This window comes from Clostridium sp., assembly GCF_021372645.1.
Lineage (GTDB): Bacteria > Bacillota > Clostridia > Clostridiales > Clostridiaceae > Clostridium.
Genome location: NZ_JAJFUC010000045.1, coordinates 1 through 23,281, shown reverse-complemented (window position 1 = coordinate 23,281; position 23,281 = coordinate 1). Strand labels below are relative to the sequence as shown.

Here is a 23,281-nt window from a genome sequence, read left to right as displayed (position 1 = left end):
CGTTGTTCTAATATATGCGTTCCACCTGAAAATTTTAACTTTATATTATAGCTTCTTTATGTCTAGTAGCATGACAATTTATATTTACCGCTACAGGTAATCCTGCAATATGTGTTGGATAAGTTTCTATGTTTAATCCTAAAGCAGTAGTCTTTCCACCAAAGCCTTGTGGTCCAATTCCCAATTCGTTTATCTTTTCTAATAATTCTATTTCTAACTCCTTATAGAATTCATCTTTATTTCTCATGTTAATAGGTCTAAGTAATGCTTTCTTAGCTAAATACGCTGCCTTATCAAAAGTTCCGCCTATTCCAATACCTATAACCATCGGTGGACAGGGATTAGGTCCAGCAGCCTTAACAGTATCTATTATAAACTTCTTAACACCGTCTAAACCATCTGATGGTTTAAGCATACCTATTTTACTCATATTCTCTGATCCAAATCCCTTAGGTGCTAAAGTAATTTTAACCTTATCACCGTCTACTATGTCATAATAAATTACAGCAGGAGTATTATCCTTTGTATTTACTCTTTTAATAGGATCTTCTACAACTGATTTTCGTAAAAAACCTTCTTCATAACCTCTACGTACACCTTCATTAACAGCATCCTCAAGTCTACCCCCAACTAAATGTACATCTTGTCCTATTTCAATAAACACACATGCCATACCTGTATCTTGACACATAGGCATTTTTTCATCACTGGCAATTTCAGAATTAATAATTATTTTATCTAAAACTTCTGATGCTAACTTCCACGTTTCTTCTTTTCTAGACTTTTGTAATGCCTCTTTAATATCTGAACCTAAAAAGTAGTTTGCATCAATGGATAAATCCCTCACCACATTACTAATAAGCTCAACATTCACTTCTCTCATCCTAACAACTCCTCTATTTATTACTTAATAATAAGAATAGAAATTATTATCAAGTAAATTCTATTCCTATATATTTTCTGCTCGTTACTTCAATATAAGTTTAAATTTATTTCTTATAATTTACAACTTAAAATAAATCTATTTATTTTCTAATCTTAAATAATTATACCTTATCAAATTTTAAATACATACTCTATTCATAAAATGAATAAAATTTTAATAAATAACTTTTTCTAATTTTCTAATATTTTTTAAATTATCTTAACTTTTAATTTTAGATTTTCATATTTACAATCTAAATTGTTTATACTTAAATATAAACAATTTAGATCTTGAGGGGGGCTAACTATAAATAATAAAAATTCAAATAAATTTGTTACTATAATAATTTATTTTTTAGTTGTCTTTTTAATATGTTTAATATTATATAATTTATTTTTACTAATAAACAAAACTTACTATTCAACTGAATCACCTAAAAATAGTATAAAAGTTGGTCCTATTTTTGTTGACTAGAAATATTAATTGTTCTTATTTTCAAAATACTTATTAACACCATTTATTATTCCTTTTACTATTTTATCTTGGTGTTCATCACTCTTTAATTTTTCTTCTTCTTCATGATTAGATAAAAAGCCGCACTCTACAAGAACACATGCACCTTCATATCCATCTCTTAATATTCTATATTGTTCTTTAGCTGCTTTAGGAATTCTTTTATTGTTATCATTTACTGTTTCTTTTAACGAATTTTGAATATCCTCTGCTAAAATCTTGCTATTATCATTAGATGCATACCAAGCTTGAGCTCCAAAACAGCTTGCTTGTGGGAACATATTTTGATGTATAGAAATAAATACATCGCATTTAGTATCTTTTTTCATTTGGCATCTTGCATTTAAGTCCTTAACTTTTTTAGAATCTAACTGTGAATCTTCTTCTCTTGTCATATAAACAAGGTAACCTGCATTTTCTAATCCCCTTTTTAATTTTGTAGCTATTAATAAATTTATATTCTTTTCTATTGTTCCATTTTTCGATTTTGCTCCTCCATCGATACCTCCATGCCCTGGATCTATTAATATAATACTTTGAGTATTGTTTTCATCTGAATTTGCCCTTATTGGTATTCCAAACATTAAACAAAATATGCAAAATATCACTAAGACTTTTTTCATTTTCATCAAATTAATTCCTCCAATTATTTTAAATTATATAAGATATTGTTTGCTATATAATCTTAATTATTCGGATTCATTATACTAATATTAAAATTTTAAATTTAATTATTTAAACCTAAATTATTTTGCATTATTATACATACGTGTTAGCAAGTAATTAAATATATGATTATTAATAAAAGTATTTATTATAAATTAATTTAACATAAATATTTATTAGCTACGTGTTCGCTACCATTAAAAATAGTGTGTTTCAATAAATTTTTATATATTACAAAATCCCACAAACACTGGGTTTGTGGGATTTTTTGTACTCCAAAAATTATCTCTTTGAGAATTGTGGAGCTCTTCTTGCTTTTTTAAGACCGTATTTCTTTCTTTCTGTCATTCTTGGATCTCTAGTTAAGAAACCTGCCTTCTTTAATTCTGGCTTTAAAGCTTCATCTGATTTAACTAATGCTCTAGCTATACCATGTCTGATAGCTCCTGCTTGACCTGTAAATCCACCACCGTGAACATTTACTAGAATGTCAAACTTATCCTTAGTTGCAGTTAAAACTAATGGTTGGTTTACGATAACTCTTAATGTTTCTAAACCAAAAAAGTTTTCTATTTCTCTTTTATTTATAACTACCTTACCACTTCCTGGTACAAGTCTTACTCTTGCTACTGATTTCTTTCTTCTTCCAGTTCCCATGTATTGAACTTTTGCCATTTTTTATTCCTCCTCCCGAGTCGGTATTAATACTTTAATTCAAGTACTTCTGGTTTTTGAGCTGCATGATTATGTTCAGCACCTCTATATACATTTAATTTCTTTAACATTTGTCTTCCTAACACACCATTTGGAAGCATTCTTCTTACTGCTTCTTCAAAAGCGAATTCAGGTTTCTTATCTAATACAACTCTATAAGGAGTTTCTTTTAATCCACCTGGATAAAAACTATGTTTTCTCATTAATTTTTGGTCTAACTTCTTACCAGTTAAAACAACTTTTTCTGCATTGATAACAATAACAAAATCTCCGCAGTCAACATTAGGTGTAAATATTGGTTTATTCTTACCTCTTAAAATTGAAGCTACTTGGCTAGCAACTCTACCTAGAGTTTTACCATCTGCATCAACTATATACCATTTTCTTTCGATTTCACTTGCTTTAGCAATGTATGATTTCATCAATTTCCCTCCCTGAACTTACATTAATTCTTTACTTACTTTATAAGTAAATTTTGTTATGTCAAGACCCGGGGCTAGTGGATCTTATATACATAAATGTTTTAACAAACAAACTTATTATAATACACGCACACGGGCGTGTCAACATCTTTTTGCCGTTTAATAAAAAACTTTTTCTAATATTAAGCCATTTGGTGCTACACACATACCTGATCTTTTTCTATTTCCTTCTATTATTATATTTTCTATCTCTTCCGCTTTTAATTTCCCAGTTCCAACTTTAATTAATGTTCCTACTATTATTCTTACCATATTGTATAAAAAACCATCAGCAGTTATAAATATTTTTATTTTCTCTTTCTTTTGTTCTATATATAGCTCTGTAACATTTCGTGTCGTTGTTTTTATAGAACTCCCAGGAGACATAAATGCTCTAAAATCATGATTACCTATAAAATATTTACAACTATTTCTCATTTCATCAACATCTAATTTATATCTACAATGATAAAAATATTGATGACCTAAAGACAATCTTTCATATCTATTAACGATAGTATAAGAATATGTTTTACCTTTTGAAGAGTATCTAGCGTGAAAATCTTGATCAACCTCTTCTGATTTAATAATAGATACATCCTTAGGTAACCTTGTATTTATAGCTTCTCTAAACTTATCTCCTGGTATAGTACTATTAGTAAAAAAGTTTGCAACCATTTCTCTTGCATGTACACCAGCATCAGTTCTAGAACTTCCATTAATCATAATATCTTCTCCTGTAGCCCTAAATATTGCTGTCTCTATTACTTTTTGAACTGTTCTTCCCACAGGCTGCCTTTGCCATCCACAAAAATTACTTCCATCAAATTCAATTATTAATTTTATATTTTTCATCTATATCCTCTTAATCTTAAATTAATGCAAATCTAACTACTAGGCACCATAAAAATAATACACTAAATACAACAAAAGTAATTGTATCTTTATATGAAAACATTAATACTTTCATTCTAGTTCGCCCAGAACCACCTCTATATCCCCTTGATTCCATTGCCATAGCTAGTTCATCAGCTCTCCTAAATGAACTAATAAATAAAGGTACTAATAGTGGTATCAAACTCTTAGCTTTCTTTATAATTCCACCTGATTCAAAATCAGCCCCTCTAGCCTTTTGCGCTTTCATTATCTTATCTGTTTCATCTATTAATGTAGGAATAAATCTCAACGCTATTGTCATCATCATAGCTAACTCGTGAGCTATTTCCTTTCCAATTGGCTTAAGTAACATTTCGATTCCATCTGTTAATTCAATAGGTGACGTAGTTAATGTTAACAAAGATGTTCCTACTAGCAATAAAATTAACCTAATAGCCATGAAAGCTGCAATACTTAACCCTTCTGGATATGCTTTTAAAAATCCTATGCTAAACACTTCAGTTCCTTGTGCACCACTAACCATAAATATATTTAAAACAGCTGTTAATGCTACTAACAAAAAAACTGGTTTTAATCCATTCAAAATAAATCTAAATGGAACTTTCGCTATAAATATTATTCCAAACAAAAATGCAACAATAACAGTATATCCAATAAACTTATTTATAATAAACAAACATGCAATAAAAAGTATAGATAATAAAATTTTTGTTCTAGGATCTAACTTATGAATAAATGAATCTCCTGGCAAATATTGCCCTATTGTAATATTCTTCAACATAGTTTTGTCTATTCCCCCTTTTCTTCATTTATCTTTAGAATAGACAAGATTTCCTTCTTAGCCTCTTCTATGGTAAATATATTGCCTGAAAGATCAAAACCTTTTTTTCTTAGCTCTCTAATTAAATATGTTACTTGTGGTACACCAAGCCCTATTTTTTCTAGCATATCCACTTCTTTAAAAATTTCTGTTGGAGTTCCTTGTAAAGCTACTTTTCCATCATTCATTACAACAATTCTTTCTGCAATTTTTGCAACATCTTCCATACTGTGACTAACTATAACTATTGTCATATTATAGTCCTTATGTAACTTACTTATTTGATTTAATATGTCATCTCTACCCTTAGGATCTAATCCTGCTGTAGGCTCATCTAATATTAATGTTGTAGGTTTCATAGCTATAACACCAGCTATTGCAACTCTTCGCTTCTGTCCACCACTTAAATCAAATGGTGATTTGTCCTTATCAGTTTCATAATTTAATCCAACCATCTCCATAGCTTCAACTACTCTATTATGAATTTCTTCATCAGAGAGACCTAAATTTCTAGGCCCAAATTCAATATCTTTAGCTATAGTCTCTTCAAAAATTTGATATTCTGGATACTGAAATACTAATCCAACCTTCTTTCGTATATTGGTTAATTTAGCTTTTTTATCAGTAATATCTATTCCATCAATTGTTATTTTCCCACTAGTAGCTTCTAATAATCCATTAAAATGTTGAATTAGAGTTGATTTACCTGAACCAGTGTGTCCAATTAAAGCAACAAATTCTTCATCTCTTATCTCTAAAGACACATTATCTAATGCAACTTTTTCAAATGGACTTTTAGGCATATATATATGTGTTAAATTTTCTATTTTAATTGACATAACTCATTCACCATCTCATCTACATTTAATATTTTTTCATTTATATCTATTCCTGCCTTTTTTAATTCATAAGCTAATTCTGTAACCTGAGGAACATCTAATCCTATCTTTTTCATAAGTTCTACCTGTGGAAATATTTCTCTCGGTGTACCTTCCATTTTAATGCTTCCCTCATCCATTACTATAATTCTATCAGCTTGAGCTGCCTCATCCATATAATGTGTTATTAACACTATAGTCATACCAAAATTTTCATTTAGGTATTTTATATTATTTAAAATATCTCTTCTTCCAGATGGATCTAACATTGCTGTTGGCTCATCAAAAATTATGCATTCAGGTTGAATTGCAAGTATTCCTGCTATGGCAATTCTCTGTTTTTGTCCACCTGATAAAAGATGTGGCGCATGTTTTTTATACTTACTCATTCCTACTTTTTCTAAACTCTCATCAACTCTTCTATGTATTTCTGATGGCTCAACCCCTAAATTTTCAGGTCCAAAAGCTACATCTTCTTCAACTATAGTAGCAACTAATTGGTTATCAGGATTTTGAAATACCATTCCTGCTTTAGACCTAATAGTCCATACATTCTCTGTATCACTCGTATCAAGTCCATCTACTATGACTGTACCATCTGTTGGTACTACTAATGCATTCATGTGTTTAGCTATTGTTGATTTACCCGAGCCATTATGACCTAGTATGGCTAAAAATTCTCCCTTCTTTAGTTCTAAATTTACATCTTTTACTGCATATCTTTCTTCGCTAATTCCTTCTGAGTTTCTAATATATTTAAAATATACATTCGTGCACTTTATCATTGCATCATTCATAGTATACCTCCATAATGTTTTATTGTTAATATATTATACAAATGTCTTATAATCTTAATATAACTGTATATGCACTATATTATTAGTTTTATTATATCTTAAAATCTGATGTTTTCAATAAATAGTACATATTTTTATTCGAAATTCAAAAAACTGCTCTATAATATATTAATTTATGATTCGATTTTTTATGTTAAAATGGGGATTAAGTCTAAACTTAATCCCCATTAGTATTATACTAATTCAAGTATTACTATCTCAGCTCCGTCCCCTCTTCGAGGACCTTTTTTAATTATTCTTGTATATCCGCCATTTCTTTCAGCGTACTTTGGAGCTACATTATCAAATAAATTCTTAACAACTAATTCTTCTTGAACAAAAGATAAGACTTGTCTTCTAGCATGAAGATCCCCTCTTTTTCCAAGAGTAATCATTTTTTCTGCTATTGATCTAGTTTCTTTAGCTCTTGTGTCAGTTGTTTCGATTTTACCATGTTTTAATAGACTAGTAACAAGATTTCTTAGCATAGCTTTTCTTTGGTCTGTAGGAAGACCTAGTTTACGATAACCTGCCATGGATTTACCTCCTTACTCCTCGTATAGAGTTAGGCATAAGCCCAACTCTTTAAGCTTTCTTTCAACTTCTTCTAAAGATTTCTTTCCTAGATTCCTTACCTTCATCATATCATCCATAGATTTTGTGGCAAGTTCTTGAACTGTATTAATTCCGGCTCTCTTTAAACAGTTATATGATCTAACTGATAGATCTAGTTCTTCTACAGTCATCTCTAGGACTTTTTCTTTCTTATCATCTTCTTTTTCTATCATTATTTCAACATCATTAGTATTATCTGTTAATGACATGAATAATTTTAGATGTTCAATAAGTATTTTTGATGATAAACTAATAGCTTCGTCTATTTTTATAGTACCATTAGTCCAAATTTCTAAAGTTAATTTATCATAATCAGTAATTTGACCAACTCTTGTGTTATCAACAGTAAAATTAACTCTTTTTACTGGTGTATAAATAGAATCAACTGCTATTGATGAAATTGGCAATTCATCACTCTTATTTTTATTTTGAGTAACATATCCTCTTCCTTTATTAACTGTTAATTCCATATAAAGTCTTCCATCGTTGTCTAAAGTTGCAATATGTAAGTTCTTATTAACAACTTCAACATCTCCATCAGTCTTTATATCAGCCCCAGTAATTTCACCTGGTCCTTTAGCATCAATATAAATAACCTTTGGACCTTCACCATTCATTTTTAAAGCTAATGACTTCACGTTAAGAATTAATTCAGTAACATCTTCTTTAACCCCTTGAACGGTAGAAAATTCATGAAGTACTCCATCAATTTTGACAGTAGTTGTTGCAGCTCCTGGAAGAGATGATAATAATATTCTTCTTAAAGCATTCCCTAATGTAATACCATATCCTCTTTCAAGTGGTTCAACAACATACTTACCATACGTACCATCTTCATTAGCTTCTATACATTCTATTATTGGCTTTTCGATTTCTAACATTGACAAACCCTCCTTATTTTATAAATGGCAACCTTATTATGAGGGCAACTGATTCTATATTTGCATATATTGTGATAAATTTCTCTAACAAATATAAATATATTATTTACTGTATAACTCAACAATAAGTGTTTCGTTAACAGGCACATCTATATCTTCTCTTGATGGCTCTGCAACTACTTTTCCTTCATAGTTATCAACATTAGCTTCTAACCATTTTGGTAAAGTTTTTGGATTTTCAATAAAAGTTTTAAACTTTTCACTTGATTTGCTCTTTTCGCATACAGTAATAACATCATTAACTGAAACATTATATGAACAAATGTCAACCTTTTTGCCATTTACTAAGAAATGTCCATGAGTTACTAATTGTCTAGCTTCATTTCTTGATGCACCGTAACCTAATCTATAAACTACGTTATCAAATCTCATTTCTAATAATCTAAGTAAGTTTTCACCTGTTATGCCTTGAATATGCTCAGCTTTTTCATAATATGTTCTGAATTGGCCTTCTAATACGCCATAAATTCTTCTTGCTTTTTGCTTTTCTCTTAATTGAATACCATAGTTTGATACTTTCTTTTTACTTGCTCCATGTTGTCCTGGGGCATAGCTTCTTCTTACAAAAGCACATTTATCTGTAAAACATCTATCGCCCTTAAGGAAAAGTTTCATACCTTCTCTTCTACATAATCTACATGTAGCACCAGTATATCTAGCCATAAAATTACACCTCCTATTACAGTTATATTAGACTCTTCTTCTCTTTGGTGGTCTACAACCATTATGTGGTATTGGAGTAACATCTTTAATTAAAGTTACTTCTAGTCCTGCTGCTTGTAAGGATCTTATAGCTGCTTCTCTTCCTGAACCAGGTCCTTTAACATAAACCTCTATACTTTTTAAGCCATGTTCCATTGCTACTTTAGCTGCAGTTTCTGCTGCCATTTGAGCTGCAAATGGTGTGCTCTTTCTTGATCCTCTAAAGCCTAGTGCGCCTGCACTTGACCATGATAAAGCATTTCCTACTGCATCTGTTAAAGTAACTATTGAATTATTAAAAGTTGACTTAATGTGTGCAGCACCATGCTCAACATTTTTTCTTTCTTTTCTTCTTCTAGTCTTCTTAACTTTTTGAGCTGCCATTATCTTCCCTCCTTACTATTTCTTCTTATTAGCCATTGTCTTCTTAGGACCTTTTCTAGTTCTGGCATTAGTCTTAGTTTTTTGTCCTCTTACTGGAAGACCTCTTCTATGTCTAATTCCTCTGTATGTTCCTATGTCTACTAATCTCTTGATATTCATAGCGACGTCTCTTCTTAAGTCACCTTCAACCATTAAATTCTTATTGATATAAGTTCTTATTTCATTAACTTCTTCCTCTGATAAATCTTTAACTCTTGTCTCTGCATTAATTCCTGTTACAGCTAAGATTTTTTGTGAAGTTGCTAATCCTATTCCATATATATAAGTTAAACCTATTTCAACTCTTTTTTCTCTTGGTAGGTCAATACCTGATATTCTTGCCATTAAAATTTACACCTCCTGATAATTGAAATGTATAAAAGTTTATTTTATATTTATAATAAAATTCTAGGTCAATAGATAATTTCTATCGTCAGCCGCCCTAAAATTTATTGTTGATTAATTAAACGACTATATAATCATATTTGACTTTTGCTGAAATGTCAATATTATTTACATTTATTTAATGCAAATAATATTGTAAACTTGATCATTAGCCTTGTTTTTGCTTGTGCTTAGGATTTTCACAGATTACCATGACTTTCCCTTTTCTTTTTATTACTTTGCACTTTTCACAAATAGGCTTAACTGATGGTCTTACTTTCATAGCTAACCCTCCTCATATTACTTTTGTGGTAGATATTAATTTAAGTTATATCTACCTTATTTAGCTCTCCATGTAATTCTACCTCTTGTTAAATCATAAGGAGAAAGCTCCACTGTAACTTTATCTCCTGGTAAAATTCTTATGAAGTTCATTCTTAATTTACCTGATATATGTGCTAGAATCTTGTGACCACTTTCAAGTTCAACTTGAAACATGGCATTTGGTAAAGATTCTAGTACTCTACCTTCCATTTCTATAACGTCATCTTTTGACATAAGGTAATCAACCCTCCTTAACAATGCCTATAAACTTTAGGAATCTCTTAATTTTTAAATCAGTACTCTTATCGCATGATTGTATCGATGATAACAATTCATCATCTATATCTTCTAAAATACTTAAGTGTTTAATCTTTTTCTTCTTAGGCATCTTTATTAACTTTGTATTCCCATTAGCTAGTAATACATAATCATTATCTATCTGCCTAACAACAACATATAAGTGATCTATATCTCTTCCTGCTTTTGAAAGTACTACTTTTCCAACCAAGTCATTGTTTTGCAAATTTTTCACCTCTATGATTACCTTAGTATAAATCAACACTACCGCAATGGTATTATGCAAATTTATAACTAAGCAACACTCTTTTTTCTACTTAATCAGTGTTAATATTTCAGGTCCATCTGATAAAATTGCAACTGTATTCTCATAATGTGCAGACAAGGAAGAATCTGTTGTTACAACTGTCCATCCATCTTTTAAAGTTTTCACTTTATAAGTACCTGCATTAACCATAGGTTCTATTGCTAATACCATACCCTCAAGTAGCTTTGGACCTCTACCAGATTTACCAAAATTAGGAACATTGGGATCTTCATGAACTTTTCTTCCAATCCCGTGACCTACAAAATCTCTTACAACTGAGAAACCTGCTGCTTCTACGTAGCTTTGTATCCCATATGATATATCAGTTAATTTATTTCCTTCTTTAGCAAATTTTATACCTTGAAAGAAACTTTCTTTTGTTATATCAATTAATTTTTGAGCATCTACTGAAATATTTCCAACTGGGAAGGTTCTTGCAGCATCTCCATGGAATCCATCAAAAAGTGCTCCACAATCGATGCTAACTATATCTCCTTCTTTAAGGACATACATTCCTGGAAATCCATGTATTACTTGCTCATTTACTGAAATACATAGTGACGAAGGAAAACCATATAAGCCTTTAAATGAAGGTTTTGCTCCATGCTTAGTTATAAATTCTTCTGCCATTCTATCCAAGTCTGCAGTTGTTACACCGGGTTTTACCTCTTTTTCAAGCAATAGCAATGTTTCTCCTACTATTCTGCCTGCTTTTTTCATTAAGGCTATTTCATTATGATTTTTTATAATAATCATTATTTATTTTTCTCTAATATTTCACATATTCCTCTGAAAACTTCATTAATAGCTTTTGTCCCATCTATCTCTGAAAGCAATTGTTTTTCACTATAAAATTCAATTAATGGTTGTGTTTGAATTTGATATACATCCAGTCTTTCTTTTACAGTTTCTACTGTATCATCTTTCCTTTGCATAATTTCACTTCCACACAAATCACATTTTCCTTCATTAGTTGAAGGATTAAATTTAACATGATAACTTGCTCCACATGATGGACATACTCTTCTACCAGTCATTCTTTCTAGGATAAACTCATTAGGTACCTTTATTAATAATGCAGTATCTAATTGTTCGCCTCTTTCTATAAGAAAGTTGTTAAGAGCGTCAGCTTGAATCACAGTTCTAGGAAAACCATCTAATAAATATCCATCCTTGCAATCATCCTGTTGTAGTCTATCTTTAACCATATTAATAGTAACTTCATCAGGAACTAACTGTCCGTTATCCATATAACTTTTTGCTTCTATCCCTAAAGGAGTGTTTTCAGAAATATTTTTTCTAAAAATATCTCCTGTAGAAATATGTGGCATTGAATATTTATTACTGATTGATTTAGCCTGTGTTCCTTTTCCAGCTCCAGGAGGACCAAGTAATACTATCTTCACTGGCTTCATCTCCATTTATTCTAATCTATTTAAGAAATCCTTTATAATGTCTAACTACCATTTGCGATTCTACTTTTCTAGTAAAATCTAATGCAACATTTATAACAATTAGCATTCCAGTTCCTGTAAAAGATATATTTTGAAAAGCAGTATAATTTTGTATAATTTCTGGAGTAATAGCTAAAATTGCTGCTAATATTCCTCCAATAAATGATAACCTATTAAGAACACTTTCAAAATATATTGTGGTCTCTTCTCCTGGTCTCACTCCAGGTACAAAACCTGCTGACTTGTGTAAGTTTTCAGACATTTCATCTGGCTTAAACGTAATCTGAGTATAAAACCAATTAAAAAATATTGTAAGTATTGCATATAATACTAAGTACATCCAACTCTTAGAGTTAAATATACATGTATTATTAGTCAATATCCACTTTGCCCACTCTTTATCTCTACCAAACAATTGTGCTATTGTTTTTGGAAATTGCATTACTGACATAGAAAATATGATTGCAAGAACAGCTGAACCAATTATACTTAATGGAATATGTGTTGATTGTGATTTTACCATATTACTATTTCCAGAAGCGAATTTACCTGCATATTGTACTGGTATTCTCCTTTCTGATAAAGAAAAATATAAAATCGTTCCAAGCATTAAAACAACAAATACTCCAAATAATACAATTTCTACAATACTTGCACTTCCTGCTTCTTTAAGTGTCATCATTGATATAATTTGTACTGGAACCCTTGAAATTATATTAACAAATATTAATACTGATGTTCCATTACCAATACCTTTAATTGTAAGCTGATCACCTAACCACATACAGAATGTTGAACCAACTACTAATGCAAAAATTACAATAACCTTTTGCACTATTTGTAAGTTCCTTGTCGCACCACTACTTGAAATTGTTGCAAATATTCCATATGCTAATATGAAAGCTATTCCAAAAGATACATAACGAGTTGCATTTTGTATCTTCTTTCTTCCATTTTCACCTTCTTTAGAAAGTTGTTCTAGCTGAGGAATAGCAACAGTCAATAATTGGACTATGATTGAAGCATTAATATATGGCATAACTCCTAATGCTAATATACTAGATCTACTAAAAGCACCACCAGAAATCATATCATAAAATCCTAATAACCCTCCAGATTCAGATAGGCTTTTTAAATAATCAGAATTAATTCCAGGAAGAGGAATATGGCTTCCCATCCTGTAAACTGCAACTAATACTATAGTCCATAAAATCTTCTTCCTAAGTTCAGGAACTTTGAATGCATTCCGTAGAGTCTGAAGCACTTTACATCACCTCAACTTTTCCTCCAGCTGCTTCAATTTTTTCTATAGCAGACTTAGAGAACTTACATCCTTTAACTGTTAAACTTTTTTCTAATGTTCCATTTCCAAGAATCTTTACTCCATCTAATACTTTACTTATAACTCTTTTTTCAAGTAATACTTCTGGAGTAATTTCTGTACCATTTTCAAAGATATTTAATCTATCAAGATTTATGCTAACAATTTTCTTTGAAAAAATGTTTGTAAAACCTCTCTTAGGAAGTCTTCTATATAAAGGCATTTGACCGCCTTCAAAACCTGGTCTTACGCCACCACCTGATCTTGCATTTTGACCTTTTTCACCTTTACCAGCATTTCTTCCTAAGCCAGAACCAGTACCTCTACCAATTCTTTTAGGTGCTTTTTTGCTACCTTCTGCTGGTTTTAATTCGTGAAGTTTCATATTCAGTGCACCTCCTTATTCTATACTTCTTCTACTTTTAATAGATATTCAATCTTTTTTATCATACCTTGTACTTGAGGTGTTGCCTCAGGTTCTACTATTTTACCTATTTTCTTAAGTCCAAGAGCATTTGCTGTAGCGATATGGTCTTTCTTTCTACCGATTAAGCTCTTTACTAATGTAACTCTTAATTTAGCCATTGCAATACCTCCTAACCTAATATTTCTTCTACAGATTTGCCTCTTAATTTAGCGATATCTTCTGCTGTTCTTAAATTAGCTAATCCGTTTATTGTAGCATTTACCATGTTATTAGGATTGTTTGAACCTAATGATTTAGCTCTAACATCCTTTAATCCTGCTAATTCAAGTACTGCTCTTGCTGGTCCTCCTGCAAGAACTCCTGTACCTTCTTTAGCTGGCATAATTAGAACATTTGCAGTTCCAAATTTACCGTTCACTCTGTGAGGAATTGTTGTTCCTACCATTGCAACACTTACTAAATTTTTCTTAGCATCTTCTATTCCTTTTTTAATTGCTTCTGGGATTTCGATTGACTTACCCATTCCAACACCAACGTGTCCGTTCTCGTCTCCGACAACAACTAGAGCGCTGAATCTGAAGTTTCTACCACCCTTAACAACCTTAGTAACTCTGTTTATAAAAACAACCTTTTCTTTAAGGTCTAGTGTACTAGGATCGATTCTCATTTATTTCCCTCCTCGTATATTAGAATTTCAAGCCTGCTTCTCTAGCTGCTTGTGCTAATTCTTGAACTCTTCCGTGATATATGTATCCACCTCTGTCAAATACCACTGCATCAATTCCTTTTTCTAAAGCCCTTTTTGCAACTACTTCTCCTACAAGTTTAGCACCTTCTTTAGTTCCGCCTTTAGCAGCAAAATCTTTATCTAAACTTGAAGCAGCTACTAATGTAACACCGTTTATATCATCTATAACTTGTGCATATATATTCTTTTCACTCTTAAAAACTGAAAGTCTTGGTCTTTCCGCAGTTCCAAAAACTTTTTTACGAACTCTAAGGTGACGTTTTTCTCTGCTTGCTTTTTTGTCTACCTTTTTGAACATAAAACTCACTCCTTTCTATTATTTCTTACCAGTCTTACCTTCTTTACGTCTAATCACTTCATTATCATATTTAATACCTTTACCCTTATATGGTTCTGGTACTCTCCATTTTCTTATATCTGCTGCTGCAAATCCAACTTTTTCTTTGTCTATTCCACTAACTATTATTTTAGTTGCAGCTGGAGTTTCAAATGTGATTCCGTCAATAGGTTCAATTTCAACTGGATGTGAATATCCAAGGTTCATTACAAGTTTCTTACCTTGTAATTGAGCTCTATAACCAACACCAACTAAATCTAACGTCTTTTGATAACCTTCTTTTACTCCAATTACCATATTATTAATTAATGCTCTTGTTAAACCATGAAGAGCTCTGTGCTCTTTTTGTTCACTATGTCTAGTAACAATTACTTCATTGTTTTCAACAGCTATGCTAATATCTTTATGCATAGTTTTAACTAATTCACCCTTTGGTCCTTTAACTGTAACAAAGTTGTCTGGTGTTACAGTAACAGTCACCTCAGCAGGAATAGCTATTGGCAATCTACCTACTCTTGACATAATTGCACCTCCTGTATTATTTAAAAATTGTATATCCATCACAATTTTTTTTAATTTAATTTATCTAAAATATTACCAAACGTAACAGATTACTTCTCCACCTAAACTGTTCTTTCTAGCTTCTCTATCTACCATTATTCCGTTAGAAGTTGAAACAACAGCAATTCCTAATCCATTAAGAACCTTTGGTACTTCATCTTTCTTACAATAAACTCTTAACCCTGGCTTAGAAATTCTCTTAATCCCAGTTATAACTCTTTCTTTGTTAACTCCATATTTAAGAGATAATCTTAACATTGGAACAACTCCGTCGTTATATTCATTTATTTCTTTTATATAACCCTCTTGTAATAATATATTTGCAATTTCCTTCTTTATAGTTGAAGAAGGTACCTCTACCACTTCATGTCTTACAGCATTAGCATTTCTTACACGAGTTAATAAATCTGCTATAGGATCTGTCATAACCATTTAATGTGCCTCCTTTCGTTACATTGTGTATATTACCAACTTGCTTTTCTACAACCTGGAATTTCGCCCTTATAAGCAAGTTCTCTAAAACAAATACGGCATACTCCATATTTCTTTAATACAGAATGTGGTCTTCCGCATATTCTACATCTTGTATAAGCTTGTGTTTTAAATTTAGGAGTTTTGCTCCACTTTTCGATAATAGCTTTACGTGCCAATGTGTTTCCCTCCTTATTTTTGAGCGAATGGCATTCCAAGGAATCTTAATAATTCCCTAGCTTCTTCATCAGTATTCGCTGATGTAACGAAGATTATATCCATTCCTCTTACTTTATCTATTTTATCATATTCTATTTCTGGGAATATTAATTGTTCTTTAATTCCTAATGAATAATTTCCTCTACCATCAAATGCTTTGCTTGAAACTCCTCTGAAATCTCTAACTCTTGGTAAAGCAATGCTCATTAATTTATCAGCAAATTCGAACATTTGAGATTTTCTTAGAGTAACTTTACACCCTAATGCCATGTTTTCTCTAATTTTAAAGTTAGCTACAGATTTCTTTGCTCTTGTTAATACAGGCTTTTGACCTGCTATCAAAGTTAAATCATTAACTGCTGATTCTAAAACCTTTTGATTTTCTTTAGCTTCTCCAACACCCATGTTGATTACGATCTTTTCAAGTTTTGGAACTTCCATTATGTTTTTGTATCCGAACTTTTCAATCATAGCTGGAACTACTTCTTTTTGGTATTTTTCTTGAAGTCTTGTCATATTAGTTACCTCCTTTCAAAGTTTAGAATGTTTCTCCGCATTTTTTACATACTCTAACCTTAGTACCATCATCTAAGATTTTGTTACTAATTCTAGTTGCATTCTTACATTTGTTACAATATAACATAACTTTTGAGCTGTTGATTGCTGCTTCTTTTTCAATTATAGCGCTTTCAACTTGACCCTTATTAGCTTTTTGATGTTTCTTTACTATTTGAATTCCTTGAACAAGAATTTTTCCTGTCTTTGGATATGCTTTTAATACTTCACCAGTCTTGCCTTTATCTTTTCCTGATATAACAATAACTGTATCATTCTTTTTTACATGTATCTTCAAGTTAGCCACCTCCTCTTATAGAACTTCTGGTGCTAATGATAAAATTTTGTTGAATTCTTTATCTCTTAGCTCCCTAGCAACAGGTCCAAAGATACGAGTTCCTTTTGGTTGTTTATCATCTTTGATTATAACCGCTGCGTTTTCATCAAATTTAATATATGAACCATCGGCTCTTCTTACACCTTTTACTGATCTAACTACAACTGCCTTTACAACTTCACCTTTTTTAACAACTCCACCTGGTGTTGCACTTTTAACGCTTGCTACTATAACATCACCGATATTACCAAACTTTCTTTTAGATCCGCCTAAGACTCTTATACACATAATTTCTTTTGCACCTGAATTATCTGCAACCTTTAATTTGGTTTGTTGTTGTATCATTAAATTACCCTCCTTTCAGTTTTAAAGCTTATTTAGCTTTTTCAACTATTTCAACAAGTCTCCATCTCTTATCTTTAGATAAAGGTCTAGTTTCCATTATTGATACTCTATCATTAATTTTAGCTTCATTATTTTCGTCATGTACTTTAAACTTTGTAGTCTTATTAACTGTTTTCCCATATAGTGGATGTCTAACCTTAGTTTCAACTGCAACTACAATAGTCTTTTCCATTTTATCAGAAACAACCCTACCAATTCTTTTCTTTCTTAATGATCTTTCCATTAGGGCTTACCTCCTTCCAACTTTTATTGTTCCAATGCTTTCAATTCGTCTTCTCTTAAGATGGTTTTTATTTGGGCTATAGACTTCTTCACTTCTTTTATTCTCATTGGATTTTCTAATTGTCCTGTAGCTAATTGAAATCTTAAGTTAAATAATTCAGCTTTAAGATCACCTAATTTAACTATTAAATCTTGAGGACTATTCGATTTCAATTCTTTTAATTCTCTAGCCTTCATTATTCTTCACCACCCATTTCCTCAAAATCTCTTTTTGAAACAAATTTTGTTTTTACAGGAAGTTTATGTGAAGCAAGTCTCATTGCTTCTCTTGCAGTGTCTTCTGGTACTCCTGATAATTCAAATAGTACTCTACCTGGCTTAACTACTGCAACCCAATATTCTGGTGATCCTTTACCTGAACCCATTCTTGTTTCAGCTGGTTTTTCTGTAACTGGCTTATCTGGGAAAATCTTAATCCAAAGTTTTCCACCTCTTTTAATGTATCTATTGATAGCAACTCTGGCAGCTTCGATTTGGTTGCTTGTAATCCATCCACAATTTAGTGATTGGATTCCATAATCTCCATAAGCTAAGAAATTACCTCTTGTTGCTTTACCTTTCATTCTACCACGTTGCACCTTACGATGTTTTACCCTTTTAGGCATTAACATGATCTATTCCTCCTTTCCTATGCGTTAGCCTCTTCCTTTTCTACTTTCTTAGTTGGAAGAACTTCTCCATTATAAACCCAAACCTTAACTCCGATTTTTCCATATGTTGTATCTGCTTCAGCAAATCCATAATCAATATCAGCTCTTAATGTTTGTAGTGGAATTGTCCCTTCATGATAGTGTTCAGTTCTTGCTATTTCAGCTCCACCTAATCTACCTGAACATGAAGTTTTTACACCCTTTATTCCATGCTTCATAGCTCTTTGCATTGTTTGCTTCATAGCTCTTCTGAATGAAATTCTCTTTTCTAATTGTGCAGCAATGTTTTCTGCCATTAATTGAGCATCAGCTTCTGCACTTTTAACTTCAACTATGTTAATTAGAACATTTTTACCGTTCACGAATTGAAGTAATTTATTTTTCAAGCTCTCAATTCCAGATCCACCTTTACCTATAACCACACCTGGCTTCGCTGTATATATGTTTAATTTAACTCTTTTAGCTGCTCTCTCAATTTCTATCTTAGAAATACCTGCTGAAAAAAGTTCTTTTTTAACAAATTTTCTAATTTGATTATCTTCTATAAGATTATCTGCAAAATTCTTTTTATTAGCATACCACTTTGCATTCCATTCCTTAATGACACCTACTCTAAGGCCATGAGGATTTACTTTTTGACCCACTTGCTTTTCCCTCCTTTTATAAACTAAGCTCTTTCTTTAACAACTACTGTTATATTGCTTGTTTTCTTTAAAATTTTGAATGCTCTACCTTGAGCATGAGGTTGGAATCTCTTTAATGTTGATCCTTGACCAACAAAGCATTCTGAAACATATAAGTTATCAGCATTTAATTCCAAATTATTTTCTGCATTGGCAACAGCTGATTTTAAAACTTTATTAATTACTACGGCTGCTTCTCTTGGAGTATATTGTAAAATAGCAAAAGCTTCCTTAACTTGTTTTCCTCTTATTAAACCAAGAATTACTCCTACTTTTGTTGGAGACATTCTAACATATTTTGCTATAGCTCTAGCTTCCATTTATGATCCTCCTTTCCAGGCTATCTTTTTGATGTTTTATCTGCAATATGGCCTTTAAAAGTTCTAGTCAATACGAATTCACCTAACTTATGACCAACCATGTCTTCTGATATATATACTGGTACATGCTTTCTTCCATCATGCACAGCAATTGTATGCCCTATAAATTGTGGAAAAATTGTTGAACTTCTTGACCAAGTTTTAACAACCTTTTTTTCTTCATTACCATTCATTTCTTGTATCTTCTTAAAAAGTCCCTCATGAACAAAAGGTGCTTTCTTTGTTGATCTACTCACTAATATGCCTCCCTTCATAAATGCAAAGTTCTAAGTTGCGAAGAGAAATTACCATTCTCCTCAAACTACTTAGATCTTCTATCTTTGATGATAAATTTATCTGAATATTTCTTGTTCTTTCTAGTTTTGTACCCAAGTGCTGGTTTACCCCATGGAGTAACTGGACTCGGTCTACCAACTGGAGATTTACCTTCACCACCACCATGAGGGTGATCATTAGGATTCATTACAGAACCTCTAACTGTTGGTCTCCATCCCATATGTCTCTTTCTTCCCGCTTTACCAATATTAACAATATCATTAGTTGCATTAGAAAGTGTTCCAATTGTAGCTCTACATTCGATTCTTACATATCTCATTTCACCTGATGGTAATCTAAGAGTTGCATAATCTCCTTCTTTAGCCATTAATTGTGCTGAATTACCAGCAGCTCTAACTAATTGGCCACCTTTTCCTTTTTGTAATTCGATGTTATGAATAACTGTACCAACTGGTATGTTCTTTAATGGAAGAGCATTACCTGGTTTAATATCAGCATTAACACCTGATTCTATACTATCTCCAACCTTTAATCCTGCTGGTGCAAGAATATATCTTTTTTCTCCATCTGTATATACAACAAGTGCAATATACGCTGTTCTGTTTGGATCATATTCTATAGTTGCGACCTTTGCTGTAACTGCATCTTTATTTCTTTTAAAATCTATTATTCTATATTTTCTCTTAACAGTGCCACCACGATGTCTAACAGTGATCTTACCTTGATTATTTCTACCCGCTTTAACTTTTAACGCAACAAGAAGTGACTTTTCTGGTTCTTGTGAAGTTATTTCTTCAAAAGTTGGCATAGTCATTTGTCTTCTTGATGGTGTAATCGGGTTATACTTTTTAACTGCCATTTAAAATTTCCTCCTTCTTCAAGCTTCTCTGGTGCTCATCACCAATAATCGCTTTAATATACTATTGCATTCCTTCAAAGAATTCAATTCCATTGCTTTCTTCTGTTAATGTAACAATAGCTTTTTTGTAGTCTGCTCTCTTACCTACATGTACGCCCACTCTTTTAGTTTTTCCTAAACCGTTTATAGTATTAACAGTTTCAACTTTAACATTGAAAACTTCTTCCACTGCTCTCTTTATTTGAGATTTATTAGCATCAGCATGAACTATAAAAGTGTACTTTTTTTCGGCCATAGATGCCATACTTTTTTCAGTTATAATTGGCTTTCTTATTATATCATGGCTTGTTAATTTCATTATGCGTACACCTCCTCAATTTTTGATACAGCATCTTTAGTTATGATTAATTTTTCATACTTTAATAAATCATATACGTTAATGTTGTTTGCTGGAATAATACTTATTCCTTGAATATTTCTTGCTGATTTATAAACAACTTCATTTGATTCTGCAGTTATGATTAATGCTTTATTAGCTTCTAAAGCTTTTAACATTTCTACTATGTTTTTAGTTTTTGGTGCTTCAAAATTTAATGATTCAAGAACGATCATTTGATTTTCTTGAACTTTGCTAGTTAAAGCAGATTTCATAGCAACCTTTCTCATGCTCTTTGGAACTGAAACTCTATAATCTCTTGGCTTTGGTGCGAATACTATACCACCCTTAATCCATTGTGGTGCTCTGATAGAACCTTGTCTTGCTCTTCCAGTACCTTTTTGTCTCCAAGGCTTAATTCCGCCTCCTCTAACTTCAGATCTAGTCTTAGTTGATTGAGTTCCTTGTCTTTTGTTAGCTAATAATGCTACTACTACTTGATGTAATGCATATTCATTAACTTCTGCTGCAAATACATTTTCATTTAGATCCATATCTGCAACTTTATTTCCTTCTTTATTAAATACTCCTACTGTAGGCATTCTATTTCCTCCTTTCTTTAAAGAAATTAAGCTCTGTTTGTATCTTTAATTACTACTGTACCTTTATTAGGCCCTGGGATTCCACCCTTAATTAGTATTAAATTCTTTTCAGCTATTACTTTAACAACTTCTAAATTAAGTACTGTTGTATTAACAGATCCCATATGTCCTGGCATTCTCTTGTTTTTGAATGTTTTAGATGGATCTGATGAAGCTCCCATTGAACCTGGTGCTCTTTTAAACTTAGATCCATGAGTCATGTCTCCTGTATGTTGGTTCCATCTCTTAATAACGCCTTGGAAACCCTTTCCTTTAGAAACAGCAGATACATCAACCTTTTCTCCTGCTTCAAATACATCAGCTTTTATTTCTTGACCAATTTCGTATTGGCTTATATCATCAAGTCTAAATTCTTTAAGAGTTCTTCTTAAAGTAGTTCCAGCTTTAGCAAAGTGCCCTTTTCTTGGCTTATTAACTAATTTTTCTCTTATTTCATCAAAACCAACTTGTATTGCTTCATAACCATCATTATCTGATGTTTTCTTTTGAACAACAACACATGGGCCAGCTTCTACTACAGTTACAGGAACCACTTTACCATTTTCATTGAAAATTTGTGTCATCCCTATTTTCTTTCCTATTATAGCTTTTTTCATGTATTTACACCTCCCAAACTAATTAGTGGATTGTTAACAATCATAACTAGCCGTTTTTTTATTTTATTTCCAGTATTATAGTTTGATTTCTATATCAACACCAGCTGGAAGATTTAATCTCATTAATGCATCAACAGTTTTAGGTGATGGATTAACAATATCGATTAACCTCTTATGAGTTCTTATTTCAAATTGTTCTCTTGAATCTTTGTACTTATGAACTGCTCTTAATATTGTAACAACGTCTTTTTCTGTAGGTAGTGGTACTGGACCTACAACCTTCGCTCCAGTTGTTTTTGCAGTTTCAACAATTTTTTCAGCTGATTGATCTAATATTGTGTGATCAAAAGCCTTTAATCTAATTCTTATTTTTTGCTTTGACATTTCATTTCCCTCCTTTTTATGTACGTTTTACTTCTAACGCACAACAGCGGTCATTCTGTAAACTGTTCCAGGTGTTTCATACTACCGCAACATTTCACTTAATCCCTGTCGTCGGATTCTAGATCCAAACTTACTCATCAAGAATTACCCGGAAGTCCGGCAACCTCTTGATTCATCGCCGTATGCTATGCAACCTCTTAAGTATACTATTGTTGTATTATCTTTTCAAGCTTTTTTTTACATTTTTTTAACTTTTTTTATTTTTTATTTATCTACATATTATTCTTTTATTATTTTAATTGCATTTTAATTAAATTTCAATATATTTTTTATTTTAAAAATTATTTTTTATATGGTCTATTGATATTTCATCAATACAATGTAACTTAATATTGTTTATTGCAAAACAAAAGCAAGAAATTTAATTTCTTGCTTTTATCTATTAAAATGTGAATTTTTTATTTTTCTATACTAGTAACAACTCCAGAACCTACAGTTCTTCCACCTTCTCTGATAGCGAATCTTAATCCTTCATCCATTGCTACTGGTGTGATTAATTCAACTTTCATGTCAATATGGTCTCCTGGCATTACCA

Annotated in this window: 40 protein-coding genes and 1 pseudogene; all 41 read right to left on the bottom strand. The window is 31.6% G+C overall.

Translation table 11 applies throughout. The features are described from left to right. Window positions 1–40 precede the first annotated feature (40 nt). The gene (locus tag LLF98_RS07590; protein WP_291702423.1) at window positions 41–883 is read right to left on the bottom strand and encodes a fumarate hydratase; all 843 of its coding nucleotides are present in this window, start codon (window positions 881–883) and stop codon (window positions 41–43) included. A gap of 521 nt (window positions 884–1,404) precedes the next feature. Then, the gene (gene cwlD / locus LLF98_RS07585) at window positions 1,405–2,067 is read right to left on the bottom strand and encodes an N-acetylmuramoyl-L-alanine amidase CwlD (protein WP_291702421.1); all 663 of its coding nucleotides are present in this window, start codon (window positions 2,065–2,067) and stop codon (window positions 1,405–1,407) included. A 319-nt stretch (window positions 2,068–2,386) separates the two neighbouring features. Continuing rightward, complete coding sequence (rpsI, locus tag LLF98_RS07580) at window positions 2,387–2,779, bottom strand: 30S ribosomal protein S9 (protein ID WP_291702419.1); 393 nt, start codon at window positions 2,777–2,779, stop codon at window positions 2,387–2,389. Window positions 2,780–2,805: 26 nt separating this feature from the next. Then, window positions 2,806–3,240, bottom strand: coding sequence for a 50S ribosomal protein L13 (gene rplM / locus LLF98_RS07575; protein ID WP_291702417.1), 435 nt, complete (start codon window positions 3,238–3,240; stop codon window positions 2,806–2,808). 159 nt (window positions 3,241–3,399) lie between these two features. Then, window positions 3,400–4,134, bottom strand: a complete 735-nt coding sequence (gene truA / locus LLF98_RS07570; protein ID WP_291702415.1) for a tRNA pseudouridine(38-40) synthase TruA — start codon at window positions 4,132–4,134, stop codon at window positions 3,400–3,402. A 16-nt stretch (window positions 4,135–4,150) separates the two neighbouring features. Beyond that, complete coding sequence (locus LLF98_RS07565) at window positions 4,151–4,957, bottom strand: energy-coupling factor transporter transmembrane component T (RefSeq protein WP_291702414.1); 807 nt, start codon at window positions 4,955–4,957, stop codon at window positions 4,151–4,153. Between the two features lie 8 nt (window positions 4,958–4,965). Further along, window positions 4,966–5,835 (bottom strand): energy-coupling factor transporter ATPase, encoded by an 870-nt coding sequence (locus LLF98_RS07560; RefSeq protein ID WP_291702411.1) that lies wholly within the window; start codon window positions 5,833–5,835, stop codon window positions 4,966–4,968. Continuing rightward, window positions 5,820–6,671, bottom strand: coding sequence for an energy-coupling factor transporter ATPase (locus LLF98_RS07555; protein ID WP_291702409.1), 852 nt, complete (start codon window positions 6,669–6,671; stop codon window positions 5,820–5,822). The genes LLF98_RS07560 and LLF98_RS07555 overlap by 16 nt, the downstream gene beginning before the upstream one ends. A 233-nt stretch (window positions 6,672–6,904) precedes the next feature. Next, window positions 6,905–7,246, bottom strand: a complete 342-nt coding sequence (gene rplQ / locus LLF98_RS07550; RefSeq protein ID WP_291702407.1) for a 50S ribosomal protein L17 — start codon at window positions 7,244–7,246, stop codon at window positions 6,905–6,907. A gap of 12 nt (window positions 7,247–7,258) precedes the next feature. Next, window positions 7,259–8,206, bottom strand: a complete 948-nt coding sequence (locus LLF98_RS07545; protein WP_291702404.1) for a DNA-directed RNA polymerase subunit alpha — start codon at window positions 8,204–8,206, stop codon at window positions 7,259–7,261. A gap of 102 nt (window positions 8,207–8,308) precedes the next feature. Next, window positions 8,309–8,929: a 30S ribosomal protein S4 gene (gene rpsD, locus LLF98_RS07540; RefSeq protein ID WP_291702402.1), complete on the bottom strand. Its 621-nt coding sequence runs from the start codon at window positions 8,927–8,929 to the stop codon at window positions 8,309–8,311. A gap of 27 nt (window positions 8,930–8,956) precedes the next feature. Then, entirely contained in the window at window positions 8,957–9,352 is a 396-nt protein-coding gene (rpsK, locus tag LLF98_RS07535; protein ID WP_009167837.1) for a 30S ribosomal protein S11, read from the bottom strand. 15 nt (window positions 9,353–9,367) lie between these two features. Then, window positions 9,368–9,736 (bottom strand): 30S ribosomal protein S13, encoded by a 369-nt coding sequence (gene rpsM, locus LLF98_RS07530; RefSeq protein WP_291702398.1) that lies wholly within the window; start codon window positions 9,734–9,736, stop codon window positions 9,368–9,370. Window positions 9,737–9,944: 208 nt separating this feature from the next. Further along, window positions 9,945–10,058, bottom strand: coding sequence for a 50S ribosomal protein L36 (rpmJ, locus tag LLF98_RS07525; protein WP_002509257.1), 114 nt, complete (start codon window positions 10,056–10,058; stop codon window positions 9,945–9,947). 56 nt (window positions 10,059–10,114) lie between these two features. Then, window positions 10,115–10,333: a translation initiation factor IF-1 gene (infA, locus tag LLF98_RS07520; RefSeq protein WP_158338686.1), complete on the bottom strand. Its 219-nt coding sequence runs from the start codon at window positions 10,331–10,333 to the stop codon at window positions 10,115–10,117. Window positions 10,334–10,340: 7 nt separating this feature from the next. Continuing rightward, window positions 10,341–10,622 (bottom strand): hypothetical protein, encoded by a 282-nt coding sequence (locus tag LLF98_RS07515; protein ID WP_291702396.1) that lies wholly within the window; start codon window positions 10,620–10,622, stop codon window positions 10,341–10,343. An 87-nt stretch (window positions 10,623–10,709) separates the two neighbouring features. Beyond that, the gene (map, locus tag LLF98_RS07510; RefSeq protein WP_291702393.1) at window positions 10,710–11,459 is read right to left on the bottom strand and encodes a type I methionyl aminopeptidase; all 750 of its coding nucleotides are present in this window, start codon (window positions 11,457–11,459) and stop codon (window positions 10,710–10,712) included. After that, window positions 11,459–12,109 carry an adenylate kinase gene (locus tag LLF98_RS07505; protein WP_291702391.1) on the bottom strand — a complete coding sequence of 217 codons (651 nt, stop codon included), beginning with the start codon at window positions 12,107–12,109 and terminating at the stop codon, window positions 11,459–11,461. The genes map and LLF98_RS07505 overlap by 1 nt, the downstream gene beginning before the upstream one ends. A 25-nt stretch (window positions 12,110–12,134) precedes the next feature. Continuing rightward, entirely contained in the window at window positions 12,135–13,421 is a 1,287-nt protein-coding gene (gene secY / locus LLF98_RS07500) for a preprotein translocase subunit SecY (protein ID WP_291702389.1), read from the bottom strand. 1 nt (window position 13,422) lies between these two features. Beyond that, window positions 13,423–13,863, bottom strand: a complete 441-nt coding sequence (rplO, locus tag LLF98_RS07495; RefSeq protein ID WP_291702387.1) for a 50S ribosomal protein L15 — start codon at window positions 13,861–13,863, stop codon at window positions 13,423–13,425. Between the two features lie 20 nt (window positions 13,864–13,883). Continuing rightward, complete coding sequence (gene rpmD, locus LLF98_RS07490) at window positions 13,884–14,063, bottom strand: 50S ribosomal protein L30 (protein WP_009167830.1); 180 nt, start codon at window positions 14,061–14,063, stop codon at window positions 13,884–13,886. A gap of 11 nt (window positions 14,064–14,074) precedes the next feature. Continuing rightward, the gene (gene rpsE, locus LLF98_RS07485) at window positions 14,075–14,572 is read right to left on the bottom strand and encodes a 30S ribosomal protein S5 (protein WP_291702383.1); all 498 of its coding nucleotides are present in this window, start codon (window positions 14,570–14,572) and stop codon (window positions 14,075–14,077) included. 19 nt (window positions 14,573–14,591) lie between these two features. Beyond that, complete coding sequence (gene rplR / locus LLF98_RS07480; protein WP_291702381.1) at window positions 14,592–14,951, bottom strand: 50S ribosomal protein L18; 360 nt, start codon at window positions 14,949–14,951, stop codon at window positions 14,592–14,594. An 18-nt stretch (window positions 14,952–14,969) separates the two neighbouring features. After that, window positions 14,970–15,512 carry a 50S ribosomal protein L6 gene (gene rplF, locus LLF98_RS07475; RefSeq protein WP_291702379.1) on the bottom strand — a complete coding sequence of 181 codons (543 nt, stop codon included), beginning with the start codon at window positions 15,510–15,512 and terminating at the stop codon, window positions 14,970–14,972. Window positions 15,513–15,584: 72 nt separating this feature from the next. Further along, complete coding sequence (rpsH, locus tag LLF98_RS07470) at window positions 15,585–15,983, bottom strand: 30S ribosomal protein S8 (RefSeq protein ID WP_291702377.1); 399 nt, start codon at window positions 15,981–15,983, stop codon at window positions 15,585–15,587. Between the two features lie 32 nt (window positions 15,984–16,015). After that, window positions 16,016–16,201, bottom strand: a complete 186-nt coding sequence (locus tag LLF98_RS07465; protein WP_158338666.1) for a type Z 30S ribosomal protein S14 — start codon at window positions 16,199–16,201, stop codon at window positions 16,016–16,018. A gap of 13 nt (window positions 16,202–16,214) precedes the next feature. Beyond that, entirely contained in the window at window positions 16,215–16,757 is a 543-nt protein-coding gene (rplE, locus tag LLF98_RS07460; RefSeq protein WP_291702375.1) for a 50S ribosomal protein L5, read from the bottom strand. Between the two features lie 22 nt (window positions 16,758–16,779). After that, the gene (gene rplX / locus LLF98_RS07455) at window positions 16,780–17,094 is read right to left on the bottom strand and encodes a 50S ribosomal protein L24 (RefSeq protein ID WP_291702373.1); all 315 of its coding nucleotides are present in this window, start codon (window positions 17,092–17,094) and stop codon (window positions 16,780–16,782) included. Between the two features lie 15 nt (window positions 17,095–17,109). After that, window positions 17,110–17,478: a 50S ribosomal protein L14 gene (gene rplN, locus LLF98_RS07450; protein ID WP_158338660.1), complete on the bottom strand. Its 369-nt coding sequence runs from the start codon at window positions 17,476–17,478 to the stop codon at window positions 17,110–17,112. A gap of 28 nt (window positions 17,479–17,506) precedes the next feature. Then, window positions 17,507–17,761, bottom strand: coding sequence for a 30S ribosomal protein S17 (gene rpsQ, locus LLF98_RS07445; RefSeq protein ID WP_079437641.1), 255 nt, complete (start codon window positions 17,759–17,761; stop codon window positions 17,507–17,509). Between the two features lie 23 nt (window positions 17,762–17,784). Continuing rightward, window positions 17,785–17,997: a 50S ribosomal protein L29 gene (rpmC, locus tag LLF98_RS07440; RefSeq protein WP_291702367.1), complete on the bottom strand. Its 213-nt coding sequence runs from the start codon at window positions 17,995–17,997 to the stop codon at window positions 17,785–17,787. Further along, on the bottom strand, window positions 17,997–18,431 hold the full coding sequence (gene rplP / locus LLF98_RS07435) for a 50S ribosomal protein L16 (RefSeq protein ID WP_291702365.1): 435 nt from the start codon (window positions 18,429–18,431) through the stop codon (window positions 17,997–17,999). Before rplP ends, rpmC begins: the two co-directional genes overlap by 1 nt. A gap of 17 nt (window positions 18,432–18,448) precedes the next feature. After that, window positions 18,449–19,114 carry a 30S ribosomal protein S3 gene (gene rpsC, locus LLF98_RS07430; protein ID WP_291702363.1) on the bottom strand — a complete coding sequence of 222 codons (666 nt, stop codon included), beginning with the start codon at window positions 19,112–19,114 and terminating at the stop codon, window positions 18,449–18,451. A 23-nt stretch (window positions 19,115–19,137) separates the two neighbouring features. Further along, window positions 19,138–19,473: a 50S ribosomal protein L22 gene (rplV, locus tag LLF98_RS07425; RefSeq protein WP_291702361.1), complete on the bottom strand. Its 336-nt coding sequence runs from the start codon at window positions 19,471–19,473 to the stop codon at window positions 19,138–19,140. A gap of 20 nt (window positions 19,474–19,493) precedes the next feature. Then, the gene (gene rpsS / locus LLF98_RS07420; RefSeq protein WP_291702359.1) at window positions 19,494–19,769 is read right to left on the bottom strand and encodes a 30S ribosomal protein S19; all 276 of its coding nucleotides are present in this window, start codon (window positions 19,767–19,769) and stop codon (window positions 19,494–19,496) included. Between the two features lie 65 nt (window positions 19,770–19,834). After that, the gene (rplB, locus tag LLF98_RS07415; protein ID WP_291702357.1) at window positions 19,835–20,668 is read right to left on the bottom strand and encodes a 50S ribosomal protein L2; all 834 of its coding nucleotides are present in this window, start codon (window positions 20,666–20,668) and stop codon (window positions 19,835–19,837) included. 61 nt (window positions 20,669–20,729) lie between these two features. Continuing rightward, window positions 20,730–21,026, bottom strand: a complete 297-nt coding sequence (gene rplW / locus LLF98_RS07410; RefSeq protein ID WP_291702355.1) for a 50S ribosomal protein L23 — start codon at window positions 21,024–21,026, stop codon at window positions 20,730–20,732. Further along, window positions 21,026–21,646, bottom strand: a complete 621-nt coding sequence (gene rplD, locus LLF98_RS07405) for a 50S ribosomal protein L4 (RefSeq protein ID WP_291702353.1) — start codon at window positions 21,644–21,646, stop codon at window positions 21,026–21,028. The genes rplW and rplD overlap by 1 nt, the downstream gene beginning before the upstream one ends. 26 nt (window positions 21,647–21,672) lie before the next feature. Next, window positions 21,673–22,302: a 50S ribosomal protein L3 gene (gene rplC, locus LLF98_RS07400; RefSeq protein ID WP_291702351.1), complete on the bottom strand. Its 630-nt coding sequence runs from the start codon at window positions 22,300–22,302 to the stop codon at window positions 21,673–21,675. A gap of 75 nt (window positions 22,303–22,377) precedes the next feature. After that, complete coding sequence (gene rpsJ, locus LLF98_RS07395) at window positions 22,378–22,686, bottom strand: 30S ribosomal protein S10 (protein ID WP_008426564.1); 309 nt, start codon at window positions 22,684–22,686, stop codon at window positions 22,378–22,380. A gap of 458 nt (window positions 22,687–23,144) precedes the next feature. Further along, window positions 23,145–23,281 (bottom strand): annotated as a pseudogene (tuf, locus tag LLF98_RS07390) (elongation factor Tu); the annotation flags it as partial.

Excerpts from the sequence above, each read along its gene's own strand:
- rplM (WP_291702417.1), bottom strand. The coding sequence starts at position 3,240 with ATGAAATCATACATTGCTAAAGCAAGTGAAATCGAAAGAAAATGGTAT.
- rplC (WP_291702351.1), bottom strand. The coding sequence starts at position 22,302 with ATGAAAAAAGCTATAATAGGAAAGAAAATAGGGATGACACAAATTTTC.
- rpsK (WP_009167837.1), bottom strand. The coding sequence starts at position 9,352 with ATGGCAGCTCAAAAAGTTAAGAAGACTAGAAGAAGAAAAGAAAGAAAA.
- LLF98_RS07565 (WP_291702414.1), bottom strand. The coding sequence starts at position 4,957 with ATGTTGAAGAATATTACAATAGGGCAATATTTGCCAGGAGATTCATTT.
- rplN (WP_158338660.1), bottom strand. The coding sequence starts at position 17,478 with ATGATACAACAACAAACCAAATTAAAGGTTGCAGATAATTCAGGTGCA.
- rpmD (WP_009167830.1), bottom strand. The coding sequence starts at position 14,063 with ATGGCTAAATTAAGAGTTACATTAGTAAAGAGCTTAATCGGTAGAAAG.
- rpsQ (WP_079437641.1), bottom strand. The coding sequence starts at position 17,761 with ATGGAAAGATCATTAAGAAAGAAAAGAATTGGTAGGGTTGTTTCTGAT.
- rplB (WP_291702357.1), bottom strand. The coding sequence starts at position 20,668 with ATGGCAGTTAAAAAGTATAACCCGATTACACCATCAAGAAGACAAATG.
- rplV (WP_291702361.1), bottom strand. The coding sequence starts at position 19,473 with ATGGAAGCTAGAGCTATAGCAAAATATGTTAGAATGTCTCCAACAAAA.
- rpmC (WP_291702367.1), bottom strand. The coding sequence starts at position 17,997 with ATGAAGGCTAGAGAATTAAAAGAATTGAAATCGAATAGTCCTCAAGAT.
- rplP (WP_291702365.1), bottom strand. The coding sequence starts at position 18,431 with ATGTTAATGCCTAAAAGGGTAAAACATCGTAAGGTGCAACGTGGTAGA.
- LLF98_RS07560 (WP_291702411.1), bottom strand. The coding sequence starts at position 5,835 with ATGTCAATTAAAATAGAAAATTTAACACATATATATATGCCTAAAAGT.
- rpmJ (WP_002509257.1), bottom strand. The coding sequence starts at position 10,058 with ATGAAAGTAAGACCATCAGTTAAGCCTATTTGTGAAAAGTGCAAAGTA.
- map (WP_291702393.1), bottom strand. The coding sequence starts at position 11,459 with ATGATTATTATAAAAAATCATAATGAAATAGCCTTAATGAAAAAAGCA.
- rpsJ (WP_008426564.1), bottom strand. The coding sequence starts at position 22,686 with ATGTCAAAGCAAAAAATAAGAATTAGATTAAAGGCTTTTGATCACACA.
- rplR (WP_291702381.1), bottom strand. The coding sequence starts at position 14,951 with ATGTTCAAAAAGGTAGACAAAAAAGCAAGCAGAGAAAAACGTCACCTT.
- cwlD (WP_291702421.1), bottom strand. The coding sequence starts at position 2,067 with ATGAAAATGAAAAAAGTCTTAGTGATATTTTGCATATTTTGTTTAATG.
- rpsD (WP_291702402.1), bottom strand. The coding sequence starts at position 8,929 with ATGGCTAGATATACTGGTGCTACATGTAGATTATGTAGAAGAGAAGGT.
- infA (WP_158338686.1), bottom strand. The coding sequence starts at position 10,333 with ATGTCAAAAGATGACGTTATAGAAATGGAAGGTAGAGTACTAGAATCT.
- rplF (WP_291702379.1), bottom strand. The coding sequence starts at position 15,512 with ATGTCAAGAGTAGGTAGATTGCCAATAGCTATTCCTGCTGAGGTGACT.
- LLF98_RS07590 (WP_291702423.1), bottom strand. The coding sequence starts at position 883 with ATGAGAGAAGTGAATGTTGAGCTTATTAGTAATGTGGTGAGGGATTTA.
- LLF98_RS07545 (WP_291702404.1), bottom strand. The coding sequence starts at position 8,206 with ATGTTAGAAATCGAAAAGCCAATAATAGAATGTATAGAAGCTAATGAA.
- rpsE (WP_291702383.1), bottom strand. The coding sequence starts at position 14,572 with ATGAGAATCGATCCTAGTACACTAGACCTTAAAGAAAAGGTTGTTTTT.
- rplW (WP_291702355.1), bottom strand. The coding sequence starts at position 21,026 with ATGAAATTAACAAGCCATGATATAATAAGAAAGCCAATTATAACTGAA.
- rpsI (WP_291702419.1), bottom strand. The coding sequence starts at position 2,779 with ATGGCAAAAGTTCAATACATGGGAACTGGAAGAAGAAAGAAATCAGTA.
- rpsM (WP_291702398.1), bottom strand. The coding sequence starts at position 9,736 with ATGGCAAGAATATCAGGTATTGACCTACCAAGAGAAAAAAGAGTTGAA.
- rplO (WP_291702387.1), bottom strand. The coding sequence starts at position 13,863 with ATGAAACTTCACGAATTAAAACCAGCAGAAGGTAGCAAAAAAGCACCT.
- LLF98_RS07555 (WP_291702409.1), bottom strand. The coding sequence starts at position 6,671 with ATGAATGATGCAATGATAAAGTGCACGAATGTATATTTTAAATATATT.
- rplQ (WP_291702407.1), bottom strand. The coding sequence starts at position 7,246 with ATGGCAGGTTATCGTAAACTAGGTCTTCCTACAGACCAAAGAAAAGCT.
- rplD (WP_291702353.1), bottom strand. The coding sequence starts at position 21,646 with ATGCCTACAGTAGGAGTATTTAATAAAGAAGGAAATAAAGTTGCAGAT.
- rpsH (WP_291702377.1), bottom strand. The coding sequence starts at position 15,983 with ATGGTTATGACAGATCCTATAGCAGATTTATTAACTCGTGTAAGAAAT.
- rplE (WP_291702375.1), bottom strand. The coding sequence starts at position 16,757 with ATGACAAGACTTCAAGAAAAATACCAAAAAGAAGTAGTTCCAGCTATG.
- truA (WP_291702415.1), bottom strand. The coding sequence starts at position 4,134 with ATGAAAAATATAAAATTAATAATTGAATTTGATGGAAGTAATTTTTGT.